This is a genomic window from Streptomyces sp. TRM68367, assembly GCF_014495685.1.
Taxonomy (GTDB): Bacteria; Actinomycetota; Actinomycetes; order Streptomycetales; family Streptomycetaceae; genus Streptomyces.
On sequence record NZ_JACTVI010000038.1, the window covers coordinates 1 to 20,671 of the forward strand.

Sequence of the window (20,671 nt, forward strand, 5' to 3'; positions counted from 1 at the left end):
GGCCAGGCGTACGCAGCGGCTACCGCGACCGCCGGACCATGCCATGTGCGCCTTCATACTGAGCGTCGTCGCGGCCATGTTGGCGTCTCCGGCCTCCAACGCCCACTCGTGCGAACGGTCGTACCATGCCAGCGCCGCCGCCGTCTGCGCCTGGTCCTGCGCCATCCACGCGAGGAACTGTGCATGCTCGGCAGCCAGACGTACCACCCTGTCGGCCAATGGGCCAGGCGCGCCCGCGTACAGGTCCACGGCGGTCCGCAGTTGTTGCCGCATCACGTCGACCAGCGGTCGTGACCCGATGTGGTCCTCTGCCCGGCGATGCTCGGCCAACAGGCGATCCAGCCAGTCAAGCGTGGGCGCGTCCACCCGGCGGGAAGCATCCACCACGCTGGTCACACGAGCCAACAGATCCTCATCCGGCCCTGCCTCCGGAGACACGAGGCCTGCCACCGGAGAGCGGTCCGGAACAGACGAGGCCCCGCCGGAGCGAAGACGCGAGGGGATCCCGAGCCCGTCGACCGCCCGCTGTCGTACCTCCACCGAGGTCACCCGGCGACGGCCGCGCTCGATGTCGGAAACATCCGACTGAGCGAGACCGACACGTTCACCCAGCTTGGTCTGACTCAAGCCGGTCAGCTTTCGGTACGTCCGGAAGACGGCCCCCCAATCCCCGTCGGCGACCGCCGCCGCCAACTGCGGATGGGACCACACATTTGTGCTGAGCACACCTTCCATACCTCAAATATAGGGCGCCCCTATAGCGCCATGGGATGGGTTCAACGAGCACCGGGCGCAAGGGTCTTCATGACGGAAGACCCCCGCGACCCTGGGATGGACGGTCCGGGGGCGTGGCCACCAACCTGTTGGGAGGTTGACGACAGTGCCCAAAGCTACAGCCGAGCGCCCCGAAAGTCGCCAGCGCGCGGAGGCAGCAACCGACGCGCGCCAGTGGGAGTACACGACCTACGCCCCAGCCGGTCAGACGTGCCCGGCCTGCGGGAAACCGATCGAGAGCCTGGAGAGCTGCCGCCGGGGGATGCTCTCCCGCCGCGACTCGTCTCCGGTCGTGGCCTACTGGCACCGGCGTGCGCCCCGAAGGAGGAGGGGCAGTGATCCCCATGGACCAGTACAAGAGCGCACGCGCCGAGGCGGAGCACACGGCGGCGCTGCTGCGGGCGGCCCTGCAACGCGCCGGAATCCCCGAGCACCAGGCCGCGCGGGTGCGTGCCCTGGTCACCAGCAAGGGACAGGCGTACGTGGAACTCGGGGCGCTTCCGGTCGGCTCGGCAGTGAAGCTGTTGAACGCGCTTCCCCTGGCGCTGGAGACGGCGGGATGAGCCGCGCCGTTCTGCGATTCGTACGCCACGCGATCCGGCATGCACCGGAGGGCGGAGTTACGTTCGAAGTGTTCTGCGTCACCTCCGGTTGCGGCGCTGAGTCTGGTCCCCAGGGTGAGCAGGAGACGGCCCAACTCTGGGCACTGCGTCACACCGACCGCACGGGTCACGATCTCTTCCGGCGCGTCGTAACCGACCACGCGAGGGTAACTCGCACCGAGTAGGACTCCGGCCCGCTGAGCGACGGCGAGCAAGCAGCTCAGGGGGCCTGACACCGCCCGTCACCTGGGGAATCGCTGACGTACTTTCGGAAGTAGCTTGCGAACTGGTCACCAACGCCGTACAGCACACCAAGGGCCCGGCGGCGATAAGGCTCCGCTGGTCGGCCCCCGTCCTCCGCATCGGCGTCCGGGACACGGACCCCACGCCTCCCGCACCCCCGCCCCTCACCCCGACCCCCAGCCACGAGTCGGGCCGCGGCCTGATCCTCGTGGAGGCATGCACGGACAGCTGGGGCTGGTACGCCCTGGGCTCCCGGACTCAAGCCCAGGACCATCAGGGCAAATTCGTCTGGTGCGTGCTCAGCGCGGCGGCGTGGAAGGCAAGGTAGATTGCGTCTACATAGAATGAAACTACACAACGTGCCCTTCGCCATCAGGAGGCCCCATGCCCACCCCCTTCGTAGGCCGCCGAACCGAGCTGGCCCTCCTGCGCAAGCGCCTCGACCGCGTCACGTCCGACGGTACCGGCGTGGCTGTCGCCATAAGGGGGCGGCGGCAGGTGGGGAAGTCACGGCTCGTGCAGGAGTTCTGTGATCGCGCTCAGCGGCCGTACGTCTTCTACACCGCCACCAAGGGCGCCTCCCCTGTGGAGGGGATCGCCGACTTCATCACCGAACTGAGAGAGTCGTCTCTCCCCGCCGACCCGGAACTCGTGCCGAAGAGCGCACCGACCAACTGGCCCGACGCCTTCCGCACGCTCGCCGCCGTCCTGCCCGACTCCCCCAGCATCGTCGTACTCGACGAACTGCCCTGGCTTGCCGAACAGGACTCCGTGTTCGCAGGAGCGTTGCAGACCGCCTGGGACCGGCTGCTGTCCGGCCGCCCCGTGCTCCTGCTGCTGCTCGGCAGCGATCTGCACATGATGGAACGGTTCACGGCGTACGACCGCCCCTTTTACGGGCGCGCCGACAGCCTGGTCCTCGGCCCGCTCAACCCGGCCGAGACCGGGGACGCGCTGGGGCTGAACCCGGCGGACGCCATCGACGCGCACCTCGTCTCCGGCGGTCTGCCGGGAATCCTGCGCGCCTGGCCGCACGCCACCCCGGCCCTCGCCTTCGTCGAGGCGGAGTGCGCGGACCCCGCCTCGCCGCTGTTCGGCGTGCCGGAGGCGGCCCTGATGGCCGAGTTTCCCACGCCCGACCAGTCCCGCAGGGTTCTGGAAGCGGTGGGAAGCGGCGACCGTACGCACGCAAACATCGCGGCGACGGCGGGGAGTCAGAGCGGTGCGCTGCCGTCCGGGATACTGTCCCCTCTGCTGCGGCGGCTCACCGAGGAGAAGCGGGTCCTCGCCTCCGACACTCCGCTCTCCACCGCCTCTGGCAAACCCGCTCTCTACCGCGTGGCCGACAGCAACCTGCGCCTCTACCTGGCCGCCATGCGCTCCGCACAGGAGTTGTCGCGACGCGGCCGACCAGAGGCCGCGTACCGGCTCGTGCAGCGTCGTTGGGCGGCCTGGCGCGGTCGGGCCGTCGAGCCGCTGATCCGCGAGGCTCTGGAACTGGCCGCTGCCTCCGGCGACTTCCCCTGGCCGGACACGGAAGTCGTCGGCGGCTGGTGGAACCGCCGGTTCTCACCGGAGATCGATCTGCTCGGCGCCGACCGGGCCCCGGTCGCCGGGACCGTCTTCTTCGCCGGATCCGTGAAGTGGCTGGCCTCCCCCTTCGACCAGCACGACCTCGCCAGTCTCCGGCAGGGCGCCGCCCAGGTTCCCGGTTTCGCTCCGGACGCCACAGGCCTGGCCGTCGTGTCTCTCTCCGGGACGGCCGGGCCTGTGGCCGACGGAGGCGTCGGGCTGGTGTGGGATGCCCGGGACGCGGTCGCCGCCTGGCGTTGAACGGCGGGAGGCAATCCCCCGAGACCAGGCGTCCTTAGGGTTGACGAGACCGCGTTCAGGCGCTGTACCTGACGAAGATCACCGATCACAAGGGGGACCACCCATGGCATTGTTCGGCAACGCACACACCATCGACCCGGCCTCCGCGCAGCACGACTACGCACGGCTGCTGGGCCACGGCGAGCAGGTGCACGCCGCCTATCTGCTGATCCGGGACACCATCCTGTTCACCGACCGCCGGCTGATCCTGATCGACAAGCAGGGGTTGACCGGGAAGAAGACGGAGTACCACTCCATCCCGTACCGCAGCATCACGCACTTCGCGGTGGAGACCGCGGGGACCTTCGACCTCGACGCCGAGCTGAAGATCTGGATCTCCAGCAATCAGACCCCGATCGAGAAGACGTTCACGAAGGGCGTGGACATCTACGAGGTGCAGGCGATTCTCACGCAGTTCGTCGCCCGGTAGGGCCGGGAGCGGTCAGGGGCGCCAGGACGCCAGGTCGTCGCGGTACAGGGTGTCGCGCACGAGCGTGCGGGCCGTACGACGCAGGCGCTCGGCGTCCTGGCAGGTCACGGCGGTGACGTCCAGGGCCTGGAGGAAGCCCGGTGTCCTGCGCGGGAGGTCGCGGCGGACGTCCGCCGGCGCCGACGCCGCGATCTGCTCGGCGGTGAGGGCGCCGATCCGGTAGGCGACCGGCGTTCCTGGCGTCAACAGCGCGGCGGGGCGTCCGCGGTGACGCTGTCGGCGTGCACCTCCAGCGACGGGTTGGCCAGATGGACATGTATGTGAACGCGGAATCGCGGGACATGAGAGAGCTGGGCGAGAGCCCAGCATGCGAAATTGGCCCGGAACCGACGCCGGTTCCGAGCCACTTCCCAAAGAGTCGCCTACTTCGGCTGCGGCTTGCGCACCGAAAGGTGCAGCTCCCTCAGCCGCGCCTCCTCCAGTTCCGTCGGCGCGCCCATCATCAGGTCCTGGGCGTTGCCGTTGAGCGGGAAGGCGATGGTCTCGCGGATGTTGGGCTCGTCGGCGAGCAGCATGACGATGCGGTCGACGCCGGGCGCGATGCCGCCGTGCGGCGGGGCGCCGAAGCGGAACGCGCGCAGCATGCCGGCGAACTTCTCCTCGACGGTCTCCCGGTCGTAGCCCGCGATCTCGAAGGCCCTGAGCATGATGTCCGGCTCGTGGTTCCTGATCGCGCCCGAGGACAGCTCGACGCCGTTGCAGACGATGTCGTACTGCCAGCCCAGGATGTCCAGCGGGTCCTGGGTCTCCAGGGCTTCCAGGCCGCCCTGCGGCATGGAGAACGGGTTGTGCGAGAAGTCGATCGCGCCGGTCTCCTCGTCCTTCTCGTACATGGGGAAGTCGACGATCCAGCAGAAGCGGAAGACGTCCTCCTCGAAGTGCCCGGCGCGCTTGGCGGCCTCGACCCGCACCGCGCCCATGATCTTCGAGACCTCGTCGAAGTCGCCCGCGCCGAAGAACACCGCGTGCCCGGCGGCCAGGGACAGCCGCTTGGTCAGCTCGGCGACGTTCTCCTCGGTGAGGAACTTCGCGATCGGGCCGGTCAGGGAGCCGTCCTCGGCGACACGCACCCAGGCCAGGCCCTTGGCGCCCAGCTCCACCGCGTACTCACCGAGCTGGTCGAAGAACTTCCGGGGCTGGGACGCCACGTCCGGCACCGGCAGCGCGCGCACGTGCCTGCTGGCGAAGGCCTTGAACTCCGAGTCCTCGAAGATGTCGGTGATGTCGACGAGGTCCAGCTTGGCGCGCAGGTCCGGCTTGTCGGAGCCGTACTTCAGCATCGCCTCGCGGAACGGGATCCGCGGGAACGGGGACGTCACGTGACGGCCGTTGCCGAACTCCTCGAAGAGCTCGGTCATGAGCTTCTCGATGGGCCGGAAGACGTCCTCCTGCTCGACGAAGCTCATCTCGACGTCGAGCTGGTAGAACTCGCCCGGCGAGCGGTCCGCGCGGGCGTCCTCGTCGCGGAAGCAGGGCGCGATCTGGAAGTAGCGGTCGAAGCCGGAGATCATCAGCAGCTGCTTGAATTGCTGCGGGGCCTGCGGGAGGGCGTAGAACTTGCCCGGGTGCAGGCGGGAGGGGACCACGAAGTCGCGGGCGCCCTCGGGCGAGGTGGCGGACAGGATCGGCGTCGCCATCTCGTTGAAGCCCATCGCCGTCATCTTCTGGCGGATCGCGGAGATGACCGCCGTACGCAGCATGAGGTTGCGGTGCATGCGCTCGCGGCGCAGGTCGAGGAAGCGGTACTCCAGGCGCCGCTCCTCGTTGACCCCGTCCTCGGTGTTGATCGTGAAGGGCAGGGGGGCCGCCGCGCCCAGGACCTCGACCTCGGCGACCTCGACCTCGACCTCGCCGGTGGGCAGGTCCGGGTTCACGTTCTCGGTTCCACGTGAAACAACGGTGCCGTCGACTCGGACGACGGTCTCCTTGGAGAGCTTGTCGAGGGCCTCGTACGACGCGGTGCCCGGACGGGCCACGAGCTGCGTGATGCCGTGGTGGTCGCGCAGATCGATGAAGAGGATGCCGCCCAGGTCGCGCCGATTGTGCAGCCAGCCACTCAGCCGGACGTCGGTGCCGACGTCAGAGGCGCGGAGCTCGCCGCAGGTGTGGGACCTGTACCGATGCATCGTCGTTCATCCAGTCTTCGCTGATCGGGGAAACGCCAAGGCGGCCTACGGCCTGGGCCATCCCAGGGTACCGGCCACCCCAGGATCCCCTCCCCACCATTAAGCCCGCGGGCCAGGGGCACGTGGGCCCGCAGGCGGCCGCCTCGCACATCGATCCCGCACGCGTCCGCCACGATTGATCCCGCGATCATCATGTACTCCTGTACGCGATCAGTGGCAGTGTTCGATCTCCTCTTCTTAAAGTGGGGCAATGCGCACTGGCGAGCCCCTGCCCGCCGTGGGGGAGGTCCTCGCCGCCCTCGCGACCGGTATGTGGCACTGGGACACCGCCACCGGGCTGGTCACGGTAGATGCCGAGGCGGCACGGCTGCTCGGGCTGCCCACCGAACAGGTCAGCCTCACCGAGGCCCAGGTCAGGTCCCGCCTCCACCCCGTCGACTGGAACGAGACCACCGGGGTGGTGCAGCTCGCCGTCGCCGAGGGCACGCTCGCCGAGGTGCGGGTCCGGATCATGGACGAGCAGGGCCGGGTCGTACGGGTCGTACGCAGCCGCTCCAAGCCGTCCTTCGACCCGGTCCGCAAGGCGTACGAGCTGATCGGCACCCTCCAGGAGGTCACCGAGCCGATGCCCGGCACCCCGGCGGGGCGCAGCGCGGTGACCGGCGACTGGCGGCGCTCGCGGGAGGCGTTCCTGCTGGACGCGGGCCGGGCGCTGGCGGAGGCGCGGTCCACGGAGGAGGTGCTGCGGGTCGCGGCGAACCTGTCGATGCCGGGGTTCTCGCCGGACGGGCTCGCGGTGTTCGGCGCGGAGGGCGACCGGCTGACGGTCATCGGCCACCACGGGCAGCAGCCCGGCGACGAGGGCCCCTTCACGCACATGGCCCTCGCCACCGACTATCCGGCGGCCGAGGTCGTGCGGACCGGCCGGGCCGTCTACCTGTCCTCCCCCGAGCAGTACAAGTCCCGCTACCCGCTGACCTGGCCGCTCGCCCAGCGCTTCGGCCGCCGTTCGTGGGCGTTCCTGCCGCTGACCGTGGCCGGCCGGACGATGGGCGCCTGGATGGCGGCGTTCACCTATCCGGTGGCGTTCACGCCGGACGAGCGCTCGGTGCTGACGACCGTGGCACGGATGCTGGCCCAGGCGCTGACCCGGGCGGGCGCCGCCGAGACCGAGCGGGAGCTGACCGACGGGCTGCAGCGCTCGATGCTGCCGCGGCTCGGCCGGCAGCGGATACCCGGCATGAGCGTCGCCGCCCGGTACGTGCCCACCGGCGGCGGCCTCCAGGTCGGCGGCGACTGGTACGACGTGATCCCGCTGCCCAGCGGACGCTTCGCACTTGTCATCGGGGACGTGCAGGGGCACGACGTGCGGGCGGCCGGGCTGATGGGCCAGCTGCGCATCGCCCTGCGCGCCTACGCCTCCGAGGGCCACCGCCCGGACGCCGTGCTCTCCCGCGCCTCCCGCTTCCTGCACGGCATCTCGGCGACCGAGGACGACCCCTCCGACCTGCGCTTCGCGACCTGCCTGTACGTCGAGGTGGACCCGGCGACCGGGCTGCTGGACATCGCCCGCGCCGGGCACCCGGACCCGGCGATCCGGATGGCGGACGGCACGGTGCTGGCCCGGCCGACGGCGGGCGGCCTGCCGCTGGGCATCGACCCGGACGCCGACTTCCCCACCACCCGGATCGCCCTGGAGCCGGGCGAGACGATGCTGGTGTGCACGGACGGCCTGATCGAGACCGGAGGCCACGACCTGGACACCGGCTGGCGGCGGCTGCGCACGATCCTCGAAGAGCACGAGGGCGATCTGGAAGAGCTGGCCGACGCGCTGGTGCAGGCGGTGCACGGGCCGTCCTCGCACCACACCACCGGCCCGCTGGCCGACCGGCGCGAGGACGACATCGCGATGCTGCTGCTGTGTCGGGAGGGCGTGGGCTGCGGCTGCGGCGAGACGGCGGTCGTACGGCCCTGGGTGCGGCGCACGATGCTGACGGTGGCGCAGGCCGAGCCGGAGCGGGTCGCGGTGGCCCGCCAGCAGCTGCGCGAGCTGCTGCACGACTGGGCCTCGCCGGACCAGGTGGACTCGGCGGTGCTGCTGCTGTCGGAGACGCTCACCAACGTCCTCGTGCACACCGACGCCGACGCGCTCCTGGTCGCCGAGGTCGCCCAGGTCGCCGAGGTCGCCGACGGGACGGGCGGGCGCCGGATGCGCGTCCAGGTCACCGACACCAGCGACGACCTGCCGCACAAGCGGCGCCCCGGGGAACTGGCGTCCTCCGGGCGCGGCCTGATGCTGATAGAGCTGCTGGCGCACGCCTGGGGGGTGGATCCGCGCGGCGAGGGCAAGAGCATCTGGTTCGAGCTCTACGAGTCGGCGGACGGCTCCGGGGCCGTGCCGGCCGCCGGGGCGGCGTAACGCGTACGGAGTTCGTGGACGACCCCGAAGGCGGCCGCGGTCAGCGGTACGGCGAGGAGCATGCCGAGCACCCCGGCCACCGACGCCCCCGCCGTGATCGTCAGCATCACCACCGCCGGATGCATCTGCACGGTCCGGCTCTGCCAGGCGGTGTCCCTCGCCGCACTGCTGGCGACCGCGGCCGCCGTGGCCTCGCCCGACGACCTGGGCCGGGCGGGCCGGGCCCTCACCGTCGCCTGCGGCGGTGGTGTGACCGAGAGCCACACCCCTGGCCGGGCCTCTACTACGGGCTCCCGATCCTCGCCTCGCTCGCCGTCGGCACCCTCGCCTGCGGCTGGGCCCTGCGCCGGATCGCCCGGCGTCCCGGCACCGGACAGCAGCGCCGCGACCGCTCGCTGGCGGTCACTGCGGCCTGGGGGGCTGCGGGTCTCGGCCCAGCTGTCCGGCACCGTCGCGACGGCCACCGGCGCGCTGCTGAGCACACCTTCGCGTACTCCTGGCGCGTACTGTCGCGAGGTCATCCACAGGGGTGTCTCCGGCGTTTGGGTGGGGCTGAGCCTGGAGCCGGTCGCGGAGGTCGATCTCTTCGGGGGTGAGCGGTTCCTCGGGTCGGCGGATGCGGGCGGGCTTGGGCCGGAGCGGCAGGCCGTCGTCCGCGGCGGCCTGCTCGGTTTCGGCGAGGGCCCGGTAGAGGGAGGCAACCGACGGTGACCTGCCCCGCGTTCTTGCCGGTCTTGATGGTGAGCTCCTTTGCGATATCGGGGACGGGGAGGCCCTTGTCCTTCAGCGCGACGGCGAAGGTGAGCATGTCGTCGTCGATGACCTTCGGCCGTCCGCCGTGGTTGCCCTTGGCCGCTGCGGTGACCTGGCCTTCGAGGGTCTTCTCCCGGATGTAGTTGCGCTCGATCTGCCCGGCGACGGCGAGCACGGCGAAGAACATGGCGCCCATGCCGTTGGGGTCGTAGATGCCGGTGAGCGGGCCGGTGAGGAGTTCCAGCTGGATGCCGCCGGCCTGGAGCTCAGCGGACAGCGTCATCAGCTCGGCGGCGTTGCGCGCGAGGCGCTTGAGCTCGTGACGGTGAAGATGACCGGCGTCTCGGGGGCAGCCTCCTTGAACTGGTGGGCCAGTGCGGGAGCCTTCTCCAGTTCGGGCCGCGCCTTGACGCGGGTGCTGATCTGCTCCTGGAAGATCTGGTGGCACTCTGCCCGGCGGAGGGCTTCGAGCTGGCTCGCCAGTTCCTGGCGGGCTGTCGCACAACGTGCGAGTTTTGAGGGGACTTCTGCGAGCGATCACCTTCGGAAACGTGGTCGCGTCCGGGGCTCTCGCAGAACTCTCACAGATGGTCAGTTATGAGAATCACCCAGCGTGCAACTTTGGCCTCAGCTAGCTCATCGGTCAAGTACGACCGCCTCGTGGCCGGGCGCCCCGCCGCGGGCGTGTGCCCGGTACTGCGCAAGGGGGCGCACGAGGGGGAACCCGCGTGCCTTCAGTGCCTCCGGTATGCGCCTTTCCCTTGCGGCGCTACAGGTGGATTCTGTCTCTCCGGGTCCAGTGCACCAAGGCGGTATCCATGACCACGAGCAGCAGCAACGACCCCTCCACTCCCTCTACCTCCGGGTCCGAAGCGCAGCCGCCTGTTCGCGGTCGCACCTGGCGGGATGCCGGGACCCGACTGGCCTACGCCGTGGCAATCGTCGGCGCCGTGGCGGCAGCCGTGCTGTCCCCGCTCGGCGAGCACGTCGTGAAGGCATTCCTGGACGAGCCGACCTGCCCGGGGGAAGCCTGCGAGGGGAAGAACCCGCAGAACCAGGGGTGCACCGAGGATGCCCGTACCTTCAAGCCGGCTGTCGGCAATCCCACGCTTCTGCAGTTGCGCTACAGCGAGGAGTGCCAGGCGGTCTGGGCGCGGATCGAGCGGGGCAATCCGGGAGACGTGGTCACAGTGGAGGCCGCCCGCGGCGCCAAGCGCAGTGCCGAGATCGAGTACGGGGACGACAAGTACACCAGCATGGTGCGGGTGGGCGACGGCGAGTTCCAGGTCACGGCCTGCGCGGTCCCCAAGGTCGGCGGCAAGAGCACGTTCAAGCACTACTGCATCCACGCCTCCGAGGCGACCGCCTGGCAGTGACCCGGTCCGATCGTCGGCCGAACGGCCCGGGCACCCGCCGCACGGCCGTCGTCGACCACCACCCTCACCCCGCGCGAGGACCGGTGGGAGGTCCGCGAGGGCGGCCCCGTGCGGCTGTTGGGGCCGGATCGAGCGCGTGCTGTCCGCGTACGACGAGGCGGGCCGACCCGGGCCCGAGACGTTCACCCTGCACGTCTACGACGGCGGGCAGCACCTGCGCCACCCGCAGCTGCCCGGCCTGCCGCTGGCCAGGCCCTGACCAGCGGCGGGCCCGCAAGAGACACCAGGCGCCCGGACGGAGGGATGTGACGGACCTCCGGCCAGGCGCCTGGCCATGCGCTACCGCCTGCCCGCGAGGTCGTTGTACCCCGGAAGGCCCAGCGTCCCGGAGGGCCGGGAAGCTGCGAGGAAGGCGCCGGCATGAGCGTGAGTGATCCGTACGACGAGCTGAAGCAGCACCTGAGCCAGGCCAAGGAGCGGTTCACCCGTGACGTCGAGTGCGCGACCATGACCGTCCTGAAGGACGACGGGCTCTACCGGCACCTGCGCTTCAACTTCCCCAAGGCGTCCTGGAACTGGTGCGAGATCGTCACCTGGCCCCACATGCTGCGTGACCCCGTGGTGTCACAGCGGGTCTCCGAGCGGCCCGTACTCCTCTTCCAGGGCATTGGCCCAATGAGCGGGCCAGTCCGGTTGCGTGCCGTCGGCGTCGGTGAACCCGTACTCCTTGTACAGGCCCCAGGTGGCCAATGCCCGCCCGGTCTTGACCATGATGTTGGGGTCGGCAGCCAGCGCAGCGACCGCCCGTCCCAGGTAGGCCGGGGTTTCGGAGCGGGCGAAGTTCGGGTCCTTGGCCGCGCCGTCCCGCCAGTTGGCCTCGGTGACGCCGAAGCCCTCCAGCATGGCCTCCGAGCGCAGGAAGCCGGGCGTAATCGCCACGGCCGCGATGCTGTGCGCCTTCAGTTCGGCGGCCTGGGCCACGGCGAGACGGATCACCGCCGACTTGGCGAGGTCGTAGAAGAACGAGCCTCGATAGCGGGCGGTGTTGCCGTCGGTGACCTCCACGACCAGACCGCTGCCGCGGGCGACCATCAGCGGAAGCGCGAACCGGCTGGTGATCACATGGGTCTCCACCGCCTGCCGTATCAGCCGAAGGCCGGTATCAAGATCCTGCTCCCACAGCGGATGCTCCCAGTCGGTCAGTGGATCTCCACCCCACACGGAGTTGACCAGGATGTCGAGCTGCCCGTCCTGTTCAGCCGCGATCTGGTCGACCAGGACACGGACCTCGTCCGGGCAGCTGTGGTCGGTGCGGACAGGGATGCCGAGGCCACCGGCGGCAGTGACCTTCTCGGCGGTCTCCTCGATGGTTTCCGGGCGGTCCAGGTCCGAGCGTCCGGCAGTGCTGCTGCGGCCGGTGACGTACACCGTTGCGCCGGCGGCCCCGAGCTCGACGGCAATGCCCCGCCCGCCGCCTCGGGTGCCGCCGGCGACCAGGGCCACCTTCCCGGCCAGCGGCCGTGCGTCGATCGTCATGATTCCTCCAGGTCGTGGTCGTGGCGGGGCGAGTAGTGAGGGGACAACACGTTGGCGAGCTCTTGCCGGAGCCGCTGTACGAGGGTGCCTTGCCGGTCGAGGGCCCATATCAGGCCCGTACCGGAGGTGATCGCCTGCACGGACCTAGCCAGAGCCGCAATGTCCGTCCCAGCGCGGAGTTCGCCCGTAAGCAGGGCCTCTGTGAGCAGTTCCTCGATGGCTCGGCCCTGGCCCTGGTGGATGGCCAAGGCATGCTGGCGGAACTGCGGGTCCGTGAGATCGATGCACAAGAACGCCAGATGGTTGGCGAAGGTCTCGGGCGTGGCCATCGAGGCCATCGGCTCCACGATCAGCGCCGCGAGTGCCCCAAGCGCCGATTCGTGCTCCTCGCGTACTCGCCCGGGCAGCGCGTCTGCGTCTTTCGCGGACTGCTCGGCGAGTGCCAGAAGCAGCCCGCGCTTGGACCCGAATCGCTGCACGAGCGTGCCGGGTACCAATCCCACCTCACGAGCCACGACAGCCAGAGTCAGCCCCACAGGGCCTACCCGGCCGATCACGTCGGCCGCCGCACGCAAGATCACCGCATCTTCGACCCCTCGGGGGCGTCCCACCACCACGGCTCCCCTCAATTAATAAATGCTCGTTCATTCATTAAAGCCTTTCGATCGGCTGCACGGCAAACCTGTATCAGTGGCGACCGGCCCGGGGATGCGTGCCACCGGACCCAAGTGTCGGCAAACGACCGTCTGCCAGGGCACACCACCCGCCTGTGGCCCGAACGGGCCGCCTGCATGGAGACTCCCTCGGCAGCGTGTTCGCCGCCGCCCTGCTCGGCCGCCGCCTTACCTGGTGCCTCGGGGCCCGGTTCGCCCCGCCGCCGGTCGAGTACCACGCCTGGGCCGAGCTGCCCGGACACGGACCCATCGGCGAGTACACCGCCGCCGGGTGGCACCACCACACCGCCCTCACGATCTGACCTACACCGCCGTGCGGCTGGGGGGTGTCCTTCACCCGCCCGGCGCAGTTCTCGCATACGAGTGCCCCTGTACCCCGAAGGAGTGAGCGTGACCGCCGTCGCCGACACCGCCGAGACCGTTCCCGAACGCCACTACACCCACCACGAAGGCCGCGGCGCCACCCCGCACCGCTCCAACCCCGAGGTGATCCACCGCGAGCTGACCACGCTCGACGTCCACGAGGGCATGAACGTGGCGGAGTTCGGCACCGGCTCCGGCTACTCCGGCGCCCTGCTCGCCTCCCTCGTCGGCCCGACCGGCACGGTGACCAGCCTCGACATCGACGCCTACCTCATGCGCTGGGCGAACCTCATCCACCACGGACACGGGCTGGACAACGTGCGCTGCCACGTAGCGGACGGCACCGCCGGCTTCCCCGCGCGAGCCCCGTACGACCGGATGGTGGCCTGGTGCACCCCGCCGCTGCTGCCGAAGACGTGGGTGGATCAGGTCACCGACGGCGGCCTGATCATCGCCCCGCTGCCGATCGCGACCGTCCCCAACATGACCGTGGTCGCCAAGGTCCGCGTCACCGGCGGCGAGCCCCTCGTCCACGGGAATTAGCGGTAGCCGCTGGCGCAGTATCGCGTCACCGAGCTGGCCCCGCCGACGCCGTACGGGGGCCGGGGAGTCCGCTGGTCTGGAGGGCGGCGAAATCGGTATGCGCCGCTTCGACGGCTTCGGGGTACGCCTCGCGCTTGGCGTGTTCAGCGAGCGCCCGGTAGACGCTGGCGACGGAGGGGTTCTGTCCCTTGCGCTTGCCGGTAGGGATAATCAGGTCGGGCTGGATCTGCTCGACCGACTCGCCGAGTGCCCGGCGTCGCAGCACGGTGTGCAGCATGTCGTCGGTGATGACCGGCGGCCGACCGCCGTGCTTACCCTTGCGGGCCGCGGTGTCGAGCCCTTCCAGCGTCGACTCGCGGATGTTCTCCCGTTCCGTCTCCGCCATCGCTGCGAAGAACGCGAACAGCAGCTTCCCCGGCCCGGTGGGATCGTAGATGCCGGGCAGAGGCCCGGCGAGCATCTCCAGGACCAGGCCGTGGGCGGTGAGATGGTCGGCGAGCGCGGTGAGTTCGGCGGCGTCGCGGCCGAGCCGTTTCATCTCGTACACCGTCAGGATGACGCGGTAGTGCGGGGCGTGCGCCTTGATCTCACGCGCTGTGGCGAGCGCCTGCTCGAACTGCGGGCGTACCCGGACACGGGTGCTGATCTTCTCGCTGAAGACTTTGTCCCGGGGGATGCCGTGCGCGGTGAGCGCGTCGAGTTGGGAGTCGAGTTCCTGCGTCATGTGCGAGCAGCGGGCGTAGCCGATGCGGATGTCCGCGCCCGGGGCGTCCTCGACGACCGGGGCCGGGGGCGGGGCGCCGGGGCGCCAGGGCTGTCCCGGTCCCCGGTCAGCCGGGGTCGGTACCCGCAACAGCTTCGCGAAGCGGGGCACCTTCGTGAACCGGCCGGTGTGGTAGGCGGCCGCGACCGCGCCGCCGCGCGAGCGGCACGGCGATCCGGGCTGGACGCCGCAGCGCGGGCAGGGGTGGCGCTCGACATCGTCCGCGTCGCCCGGCGAAGGGTCTTGAGGGGCCGTCATGACCCCGGATCTTCGCACAATGCAGTTCTCAGAAGGGGGTCCGTCCCGCTTTTGCGTGAGAACGAGTTCTGACAACCGATCGAAGATCACCGAGGGTTCGGCGGTCCGTTCTTGATCTTACTCGGGCAAAGGGTCATTTTTGTGAGAGGGCGAGACGGGGACACTGGGCATCACCCGAGTCCCCATCCCAACCGTGATCTTGGCCTTGAAGGCGCGCCGGTCACACCTTGACCGCCGTGAGCTTCTCCGGGTTGCGGACGCAGTAGATGGCCGTCACGACACCGCCGCGGATCTCGACTGAGGTCACCTGATCGAGTTCGCCGTCGATGAGCACCGCGAGGGAGGGCATCCCGTTGTAGGTGCCGATGCGGACGTCGAGTTCGCCCATGCGGGCGCCCTTGGCCAGGAGCCCGAGAAGCAGCTTGGCCACCTTGTCGGGCCCGACCACGGGACGCCGCACCGCGTTCACAACCCCGCCGCCGTCAGCCAGGAACACCACATCGGGTGCGAGCAGGTCCATGAGGCCTTGGACGTCACCGCTCGCGGCCGCCGTCAGACACCGTTCGGCGACCGGCCGTGCCTCAGCAGGGGTGGCGACTGCGGTGTGTCGCCTCGCGCGCACGCTGTTACGGGCGCGCTGGTTCAACTGCCGCACCGCAGCCTCGGACTTGCCCACCGCGGCGGCGATCTCCGCGTAGTCGAAGCCGAACACCTCGCGCAACACGAACACCGCGCGCTGGGCAGGGGTCAGGGCCTCCAGAACCAGCAGCATCGCGGTGGTCACGGCCTCGCCGGTGAGCACATGGTCGATGCCGTCGGGTGCGTCGCCGACAGCGTCGGTCACCAGCGGCTCGGGCAGCCACGGCCCCACGTACTGCTCCCGGCGGCGGACGGCCGACCGCAGTACGCCGAGCGCCTGCCGGGTGACGATCTGCGCCAGATAGGCCCGCGCGTTGTCCACAGAGGTGTGGTTCACCGACCGCCACCGCAGGTAGCTGTCCTGCAGGACGTCTTCGGCGTCGGCCACCGACCCGAGGATCTCGTAGGCGATCGAGAACAGCAGGGCCCTGTGCGCGGTGAACTCGTCCGCGGGATCCGGCTGCTCGGTCACTTCGAGCCCCGCAGCCAGGCGTAGGTGGCGGTGCGGGCGCCGAACTTCGCGTAGCGACAGACTCGCTCCTTGCTCACGGCCGCGGTGCGCCCGGCGAAGTAGAGCCGCCGCACGGTGTCGTTCCTGCGGCTGACCTGTAGCAGCCCGTCGCGCCGGCCCAGGCTCAACGCCTGTCCGGTGTACCCCATGGAGTAGGGCTTGGGCTTACGGCCTTGGGTCATCCGCGCCACCGTATCCGCTGCGTGTGCGCCCTGAGGCAGGGCCGTCGCGCAGGCCGCTCGAGAGCCGGGAACCGCCGCGCAGTCGCCGACGACGAAGATCCGCGGGTCGGTCACGCTGCGCAGATGCTCGTCGACCACCGCACGCCCGTCGGCATCCACCTCAAGTCCACTGCGGGCGGCCAGGCCGGGCACGCTCCCGATGATCGCCCACAGCGTGAGGTCGGAGGTGAACTGCGGGCGCGAGCGGAGATGCACCATGTCGCCTCCTCCCTCCCCGGCGCCAGGGTCAATCTGCGCGACGGAGTCCTCCACGACCTCCACGTTCAAGCGGTCCAGGCCAGTGCGCACACGCTTCTGCGCTCCTGCCGACAGGCTCGCGGCGATCGTCTGTCCCACGATCCGCACGCGGAGGTCGGGTCGGCCGAAGGCGATCTCGGATGCCGTCTCGATGCCCGTCAGCCCGCCACCGATGACGGTGACCGCCTCCCCGCCGGGCAGTTCGGCCAGCGCGGCCCGCGCCTCCTCCGCGCCCTCCCAGGTCCCCACCGGAACGGTGCCCGGCAGCGGTGCGACCGTGCTGCCCACCGCGAGGAACAGGTGGTCGAAGTAGAGATTCGCCCCGTCGCCGAGAGTGACCTGGCCGTCGCCGATCTTGTCGACGGTGCCCACCCGCGTTGCGACCCCTTCGTTCAGCATCGACGTCAGCGGGGTCGCCGCGGCTCCGGTCCCGGCGATCTGCTCGTGCAGCCGCACCCGCTCGACGAAGTCCGGACGGGGGTTGATCACCGTAATCTCCGCTGCCGTCACCTTCTTGGCCAGCCGGTTTGCCGCGATCGTCCCCGCGTAGCCGGCTCCCACCACCAGGACCCTCATGTGTGCCTCCTGTTGTGCAATCAGTTCACACACGGGATGGAGCCCACCTCGCGTTTGTGACGGGCAAGCCGAGTGACCTGCATCACTCACGAACCTTTCGCCCGCCGGCGAACACACCAACCGTCCATCAAAGCCCTCACCAGGCCGGATACGCCCTCACAGCCTGACGGATCCTCCCTGAGGAAGAGCCGCACCCTCCACCGGGTCGACCACGCGCAGCAGGTGCAAGATTTTGGCGATCCGCCCGTACTCGGCGAACGCGGTGCCGAGCGGGGTGGGGCGTCCTCGCGGCCGAACATCCGCAGCAGGTCGCAGGCGCGACCTGCCCCGTCACCAGGGAGCCGGCCACCCGCAGCATGTCCGGCCAGTGCGTGATCACCTTGTTCAGGTTCACCCGGCTCCGGGCGAGGGCCTCCAGCGGCCCGTAGCCGCCGATGGCGACGCCGGGCATCTCCGCGCGCCAGAACCGCTGGTCGGTCAGGTCCTTGAAGCGGTTCCGACGCAGCCACCCCACCGCCTGGTTGGACAGCGCCACCGGCCCCTCGGCGGCCGTCCAGGCCCGCCCGTGCAGGAAGGTACGGAACTTCCGGCCCCACTCCGGATCCTTCGAACGGGTGGTAGCCGTAGGCGTCCCGGATCTCCCGCGCGTGCTCGTACGCCGTCTTCAGCCGCTCGGTGTACCGCTTCACGCACGAGGCGTCCTCCACACCCAGGTGCTCGGCCAGGTACTCGATCACCCGCCACGGCACATCCAGCGGGTCCTCCAGGAACAACCCCAAGTAGCGGACCGTGCACATCTGGAGCGCGAACCCCAGACGGTTGTGGTCCCCGCGACGCTTCCCGATCAGCTCCCGGTCCACATCGTCGAGGAGGCGGCCGGGCTGATCCGCACCCGCCGCGGCGCGGGCACCCGGGTCGCGGCGCCCCCACCCTCGCCGGAGCACCCCGACCCGGCCCGCCTCGCCACGCTGGCCCGGGACTTCACCTCGGCCGCCCGCGCCCTCGGCGCGGATCCCGAGGCCGTCGTGACCGCCGTCCGCAGGGCCCTGGACGAGCGCGCCTGACCCACTCCCTACGGGAGGTCAGCGCTCCGGCCCACGCTCGGACAACATCCCGTGCACCGCGGGGACGGTCCCCAGGCGCCCCTTCTGGAAGTCCTCGAACGCCTGCTGGAGCTCCTCGCGGGTGTTCATCACGAACGGGCCGTAGTGGGCCATCGGCTCGCGGATCGGTTGTCCGCCGAGGAGGACGACCTCCAGGTCCGGCGTGTGGGAGTCCTGCCGCTCGTCCGCGCGGACGGTCAGCGAGGACCCGGCGCCGAAGACCGCGGTCTGGCCCAGGGTGACCGGACGGCGCTCGGCGCCGACCGAGCCCTTGCCCGCCAGGACGTACGCCAGGCCGTTGAAGTCCTCCCGCCACGGCAGGGTGATCTCCGCACCCGGCGCCAGCGTGGCGTGGATCATCGTGATCGGCGTGTGCGTGATGCCGGGGCCCTCGTGACCGTCCAGTTCACCGGCGATGACGCGCAGGAGCGCGCCGCCGTCGGGGGAGGTGAGCAGCTGCACGCTGCCGCCGCGGATGTCCTGGTAGCGAGGAGTCATCATCTTGTCTCTGGCCGGGAGGTTCACCCACAGCTGGAGGCCGTGGAAGAGGCCCCCGGACATCACCAGGTGCTCCGGCGGCGCCTCGATGTGCAGCAGGCCGGAGCCGGCCGTCATCCACTGGGTGTCGCCGTTGGTGATGGTGCCGCCACCGCCCTGCGAGTCCTGGTGGTCGAAGATCCCGTCGATGATGTACGTGACGGTCTCGAAGCCGCGGTGCGGATGCCACGGGGTCCCTTTCGGCTCCCCAGGCTGATACTCCACCTCGCCCATCTGGTCCATCATGATGAACGGGTCGAGATGGCGGTAGTTGATCCCGGCGAACGCCCGGCGAACCGGGAAGCCCTCGCCCTCGAAACCGCTCGGCGCGGTCGTGACGGCGAGCACGGGACGTGCCACGGCGTCGGCCGGCGCGGTCACGCGGGGCAGCGTCAGCGGGTTCTCGACGGTCACTGCAGGCATGGCGGTACCTCCTTGTGTACGCCCACTTTAGTTGAGCGTTGAACTTTCCGCTACCTGGAACGTAAAAAGCCCGGAGGTCATTCCCTCCGGGCTCACAGGGGCGTCGGTTGTCAGCCGTACATACGCCGCATCGCGAAGTCGACCATCTGCTCGACCGCCTTCGCGTCGAAGACGATCCGGTGCTCGCCCTCCATGTCCAGCACGAAGCCGTAGCCGGTCGGCAGCAGGTCGAGCACCTCGGCGCCGGTGATGACGAAGTACTTCGACTCCTTGCCCGCGTACCGGCGCAGCTCCTTCAGCGTGGTGAACATCGGGATCACCGGCTGCTGGGTGTTGTGCAGGGCGAGGAAACCGGGGTTGTCACCGCGCGGGCAGTACACCTTGGAGGTCGCGAAGACCTGCTGGAAGTCCTCGGCGGTCAGCTGCCCGGTCGTGAACGCCCGCACCGCGTCCGTGAGCGAGGGCGGGGACGGCTCGGGGTACAGCGGCGCCTGCTGCTGTCCGTACCCGCCGCCCATCGGCTGCTGGGGCGGTACGTAGCCCTGCTGGGCAGCGTCGTCATTCATGGTCGGGCCGTATCCGTACATGGGCGCAAGCGTACCGAGGGTGCGAGGGCGGACGGGCCGGTACGGGCCTCCCGGCGGAACGACAGGGTGTTGACAGCCGCGGACTCTGTCATTCCACCGGAGGCGGCCGTAGGTTGCGGTCATGCGCGGACACCACCACGACGGCGAGATCCACGAGCACGACCGGGGGCTCTCCTACGACCTTCCCGTCCTCGCCCGCCGGCGCATGATCCGGCTGATGGCGGGGGCGGGGCTGGTACCGCTGGTGGGCTGCACCGCCGAGGGGGAGACCCCGGCGGCCGACTCGCCGGGAAGCCCGTCCCCCTCGCCACCCTCGTCGTCCTCCTCGGCCGCCGAGTGCGCCACCGTCCCGGAGGAGACCGCCGGCCCCTTCCCCGGCGACGGCTCGGGCGGCGTGAACGTCCTGAAGGAGAGCGGCGTTGTACGCGACGACATCACCTCCAGCTTCGGCGACTCCGCGGGCGGCACCGCCGGGGGCGTGCCCCTGACCGTCACGCTCACGGTCGTGGACGCCGCCTCCGGGTGCGGCACCCCGAAGAAGGGCGCCGCCGTCTACGTCTGGCACTGCGACCGGGAGGGCCGGTACTCCCTGTACACCGAGGGCGTCACCGACGAGAACTACCTGCGGGGCGTGCAGGAGACCGACGACAGGGGACAGGTGACCTTCAGGAGCGTCTTCCCCGGCTGCTACCAGGGCCGCTGGCCGCACATCCACTTCGAGGTCTTCGGCAGCCTGGCCGACGCCACGGCGGCCCGGTCGATCACGAACACCTCACAGCTCGCGCTGCCGAAGGACGTCTGCGACACGGTGTACGCGACCGACGGCTACGACCGGAGTGTCACGCATCTCGCCGAGCTCTCCCTGGAGTCGGACTCGGTCTTCAGCGACGGCCACGATCAGCAGCTGGCGGCGGCGAAGGGCAGCGCCGGGGATGGCTACACGGCGACGCTGACGGTCGCGGTGTGACCTGTCACAGATGACCGATAGGGGTTGCTTCTTATTACCGACGGGTAGCATCATTCG

The 20,671-nt window shown here is 70.1% G+C and carries 20 protein-coding genes and 2 pseudogenes; 9 read left to right on the plus strand and 13 right to left on the minus strand.

The window, feature by feature from the left end:
* Positions 1-735, minus strand: a 735-nt coding sequence (locus tag H8R17_RS23380) for a helix-turn-helix transcriptional regulator (RefSeq protein ID WP_187825174.1), incomplete at its 3' end; no start/stop codon positions are given.
* 374 nt (positions 736-1,109) lie between these two features.
* Between H8R17_RS23380 and H8R17_RS23385 the strand changes: the two genes are divergently transcribed.
* The 3 genes from H8R17_RS23385 to H8R17_RS23395 all read left to right on the plus strand — a co-directional run bounded on the left by H8R17_RS23385 (position 1,110) and on the right by H8R17_RS23395 (position 3,921).
* A complete protein-coding gene (locus tag H8R17_RS23385) occupies positions 1,110-1,337 on the plus strand; it encodes a hypothetical protein (protein ID WP_187825175.1) in 228 nt (75 codons plus the stop codon).
* A 666-nt stretch (positions 1,338-2,003) separates the two neighbouring features.
* Positions 2,004-3,452, plus strand: a complete 1,449-nt coding sequence (locus tag H8R17_RS23390; RefSeq protein ID WP_187825176.1) for an ATP-binding protein — start codon at positions 2,004-2,006, stop codon at positions 3,450-3,452.
* A gap of 103 nt (positions 3,453-3,555) precedes the next feature.
* Positions 3,556-3,921, plus strand: a complete 366-nt coding sequence (locus H8R17_RS23395; protein WP_187825177.1) for a PH domain-containing protein — start codon at positions 3,556-3,558, stop codon at positions 3,919-3,921.
* 12 nt (positions 3,922-3,933) lie between these two features.
* Here the strand turns inward: H8R17_RS23395 and H8R17_RS23400 are convergent, their stop codons facing one another.
* Together H8R17_RS23400 and aspS are read right to left on the minus strand one after the other, a co-directional pair.
* The gene (locus H8R17_RS23400) at positions 3,934-4,167 is read right to left on the minus strand and encodes a hypothetical protein (RefSeq protein ID WP_187825178.1); all 234 of its coding nucleotides are present in this window, start codon (positions 4,165-4,167) and stop codon (positions 3,934-3,936) included.
* A 176-nt stretch (positions 4,168-4,343) separates the two neighbouring features.
* On the minus strand, positions 4,344-6,107 hold the full coding sequence (gene aspS, locus H8R17_RS23405) for an aspartate--tRNA ligase (protein WP_187825179.1): 1,764 nt from the start codon (positions 6,105-6,107) through the stop codon (positions 4,344-4,346).
* A 250-nt stretch (positions 6,108-6,357) separates the two neighbouring features.
* Between aspS and H8R17_RS23410 the strand changes: the two genes are divergently transcribed.
* Complete coding sequence (locus tag H8R17_RS23410; protein WP_187825180.1) at positions 6,358-8,526, plus strand: SpoIIE family protein phosphatase; 2,169 nt, start codon at positions 6,358-6,360, stop codon at positions 8,524-8,526.
* Here the strand turns inward: H8R17_RS23410 and H8R17_RS23415 are convergent.
* Positions 8,475-8,672 (minus strand): annotated as a pseudogene (locus H8R17_RS23415) (AI-2E family transporter); the annotation flags it as partial. The gene H8R17_RS23410 and the pseudogene H8R17_RS23415 sit on opposite strands and share 52 nt — an antisense overlap.
* A gap of 371 nt (positions 8,673-9,043) precedes the next feature.
* On the minus strand, positions 9,044-9,820 hold the full coding sequence (locus H8R17_RS45790) for a recombinase family protein (RefSeq protein WP_316959508.1): 777 nt from the start codon (positions 9,818-9,820) through the stop codon (positions 9,044-9,046).
* 277 nt (positions 9,821-10,097) lie between these two features.
* On the opposite strand from H8R17_RS45790, the gene H8R17_RS23425 reads away from it, so the two are divergent.
* Positions 10,098-10,655, plus strand: coding sequence for a DUF2690 domain-containing protein (locus H8R17_RS23425; protein WP_187825181.1), 558 nt, complete (start codon positions 10,098-10,100; stop codon positions 10,653-10,655).
* 136 nt (positions 10,656-10,791) lie between these two features.
* Positions 10,792-10,914, plus strand: coding sequence for a hypothetical protein (locus tag H8R17_RS49395; RefSeq protein WP_399477152.1), 123 nt, complete (start codon positions 10,792-10,794; stop codon positions 10,912-10,914).
* Between the two features lie 365 nt (positions 10,915-11,279).
* Here H8R17_RS49395 and H8R17_RS23435 read toward each other — a convergent pair whose 3' ends face one another.
* Both H8R17_RS23435 and H8R17_RS23440 read right to left on the minus strand, forming a co-directional pair.
* On the minus strand, positions 11,280-12,191 hold the full coding sequence (locus tag H8R17_RS23435; protein WP_187825182.1) for an SDR family oxidoreductase: 912 nt from the start codon (positions 12,189-12,191) through the stop codon (positions 11,280-11,282).
* The gene (locus H8R17_RS23440; protein ID WP_316959509.1) at positions 12,188-12,808 is read right to left on the minus strand and encodes a TetR family transcriptional regulator; all 621 of its coding nucleotides are present in this window, start codon (positions 12,806-12,808) and stop codon (positions 12,188-12,190) included. The genes H8R17_RS23435 and H8R17_RS23440 overlap by 4 nt, the downstream gene beginning before the upstream one ends.
* A gap of 152 nt (positions 12,809-12,960) precedes the next feature.
* Here H8R17_RS23440 and H8R17_RS23445 point away from each other — a divergent pair, with 152 nt between their 5' ends.
* Positions 12,961-13,167: a hypothetical protein gene (locus H8R17_RS23445; RefSeq protein ID WP_187825183.1), complete on the plus strand. Its 207-nt coding sequence runs from the start codon at positions 12,961-12,963 to the stop codon at positions 13,165-13,167.
* Between the two features lie 88 nt (positions 13,168-13,255).
* The gene (locus H8R17_RS23450; RefSeq protein ID WP_316959510.1) at positions 13,256-13,771 is read left to right on the plus strand and encodes a methyltransferase domain-containing protein; all 516 of its coding nucleotides are present in this window, start codon (positions 13,256-13,258) and stop codon (positions 13,769-13,771) included.
* A gap of 25 nt (positions 13,772-13,796) precedes the next feature.
* Here H8R17_RS23450 and H8R17_RS23455 read toward each other — a convergent pair whose 3' ends face one another.
* From H8R17_RS23455 to H8R17_RS23490, 6 genes and pseudogenes are all read right to left on the minus strand, one after another.
* Complete coding sequence (locus H8R17_RS23455; RefSeq protein ID WP_187825184.1) at positions 13,797-14,792, minus strand: recombinase family protein; 996 nt, start codon at positions 14,790-14,792, stop codon at positions 13,797-13,799.
* A 220-nt stretch (positions 14,793-15,012) separates the two neighbouring features.
* Entirely contained in the window at positions 15,013-15,903 is an 891-nt protein-coding gene (locus tag H8R17_RS23460; protein WP_187825185.1) for an RNA polymerase sigma-70 factor, read from the minus strand.
* Positions 15,900-16,997, minus strand: a complete 1,098-nt coding sequence (locus H8R17_RS23465) for an NAD(P)/FAD-dependent oxidoreductase (RefSeq protein ID WP_187825186.1) — start codon at positions 16,995-16,997, stop codon at positions 15,900-15,902. Before H8R17_RS23465 ends, H8R17_RS23460 begins: the two co-directional genes overlap by 4 nt.
* A 195-nt stretch (positions 16,998-17,192) precedes the next feature.
* A pseudogene (locus H8R17_RS47245) lies at positions 17,193-17,866 on the minus strand (DUF4158 domain-containing protein); the annotation flags it as partial.
* Positions 17,867-18,079: 213 nt separating this feature from the next.
* A complete protein-coding gene (locus tag H8R17_RS23485; RefSeq protein ID WP_187825187.1) occupies positions 18,080-19,060 on the minus strand; it encodes a pirin family protein in 981 nt (326 codons plus the stop codon).
* A 110-nt stretch (positions 19,061-19,170) separates the two neighbouring features.
* Positions 19,171-19,647 (minus strand): SseB family protein, encoded by a 477-nt coding sequence (locus H8R17_RS23490; RefSeq protein ID WP_187825188.1) that lies wholly within the window; start codon positions 19,645-19,647, stop codon positions 19,171-19,173.
* 121 nt (positions 19,648-19,768) lie between these two features.
* On the opposite strand from H8R17_RS23490, the gene H8R17_RS23495 reads away from it, so the two are divergent.
* Positions 19,769-20,614 carry an intradiol ring-cleavage dioxygenase gene (locus H8R17_RS23495; protein WP_187825189.1) on the plus strand — a complete coding sequence of 282 codons (846 nt, stop codon included), beginning with the start codon at positions 19,769-19,771 and terminating at the stop codon, positions 20,612-20,614.
* Positions 20,615-20,671: the final 57 nt, after the last annotated feature.

Excerpts from the sequence above, each read along its gene's own strand:
- aspS (WP_187825179.1), bottom strand. The coding sequence starts at position 6,107 with ATGCATCGGTACAGGTCCCACACCTGCGGCGAGCTCCGCGCCTCTGAC.
- H8R17_RS23455 (WP_187825184.1), bottom strand. The coding sequence starts at position 14,792 with ATGACGGCCCCTCAAGACCCTTCGCCGGGCGACGCGGACGATGTCGAG.
- H8R17_RS23490 (WP_187825188.1), bottom strand. The coding sequence starts at position 19,647 with ATGTACGGATACGGCCCGACCATGAATGACGACGCTGCCCAGCAGGGC.
- H8R17_RS23435 (WP_187825182.1), bottom strand. The coding sequence starts at position 12,191 with ATGACGATCGACGCACGGCCGCTGGCCGGGAAGGTGGCCCTGGTCGCC.
- H8R17_RS23495 (WP_187825189.1), top strand. The coding sequence starts at position 19,769 with ATGCGCGGACACCACCACGACGGCGAGATCCACGAGCACGACCGGGGG.
- H8R17_RS23465 (WP_187825186.1), bottom strand. The coding sequence starts at position 16,997 with ATGAGGGTCCTGGTGGTGGGAGCCGGCTACGCGGGGACGATCGCGGCA.
- H8R17_RS23410 (WP_187825180.1), top strand. The coding sequence starts at position 6,358 with ATGCGCACTGGCGAGCCCCTGCCCGCCGTGGGGGAGGTCCTCGCCGCC.
- H8R17_RS23395 (WP_187825177.1), top strand. The coding sequence starts at position 3,556 with ATGGCATTGTTCGGCAACGCACACACCATCGACCCGGCCTCCGCGCAG.
- H8R17_RS23425 (WP_187825181.1), top strand. The coding sequence starts at position 10,098 with ATGACCACGAGCAGCAGCAACGACCCCTCCACTCCCTCTACCTCCGGG.
- H8R17_RS23485 (WP_187825187.1), bottom strand. The coding sequence starts at position 19,060 with ATGCCTGCAGTGACCGTCGAGAACCCGCTGACGCTGCCCCGCGTGACC.
- H8R17_RS23390 (WP_187825176.1), top strand. The coding sequence starts at position 2,004 with ATGCCCACCCCCTTCGTAGGCCGCCGAACCGAGCTGGCCCTCCTGCGC.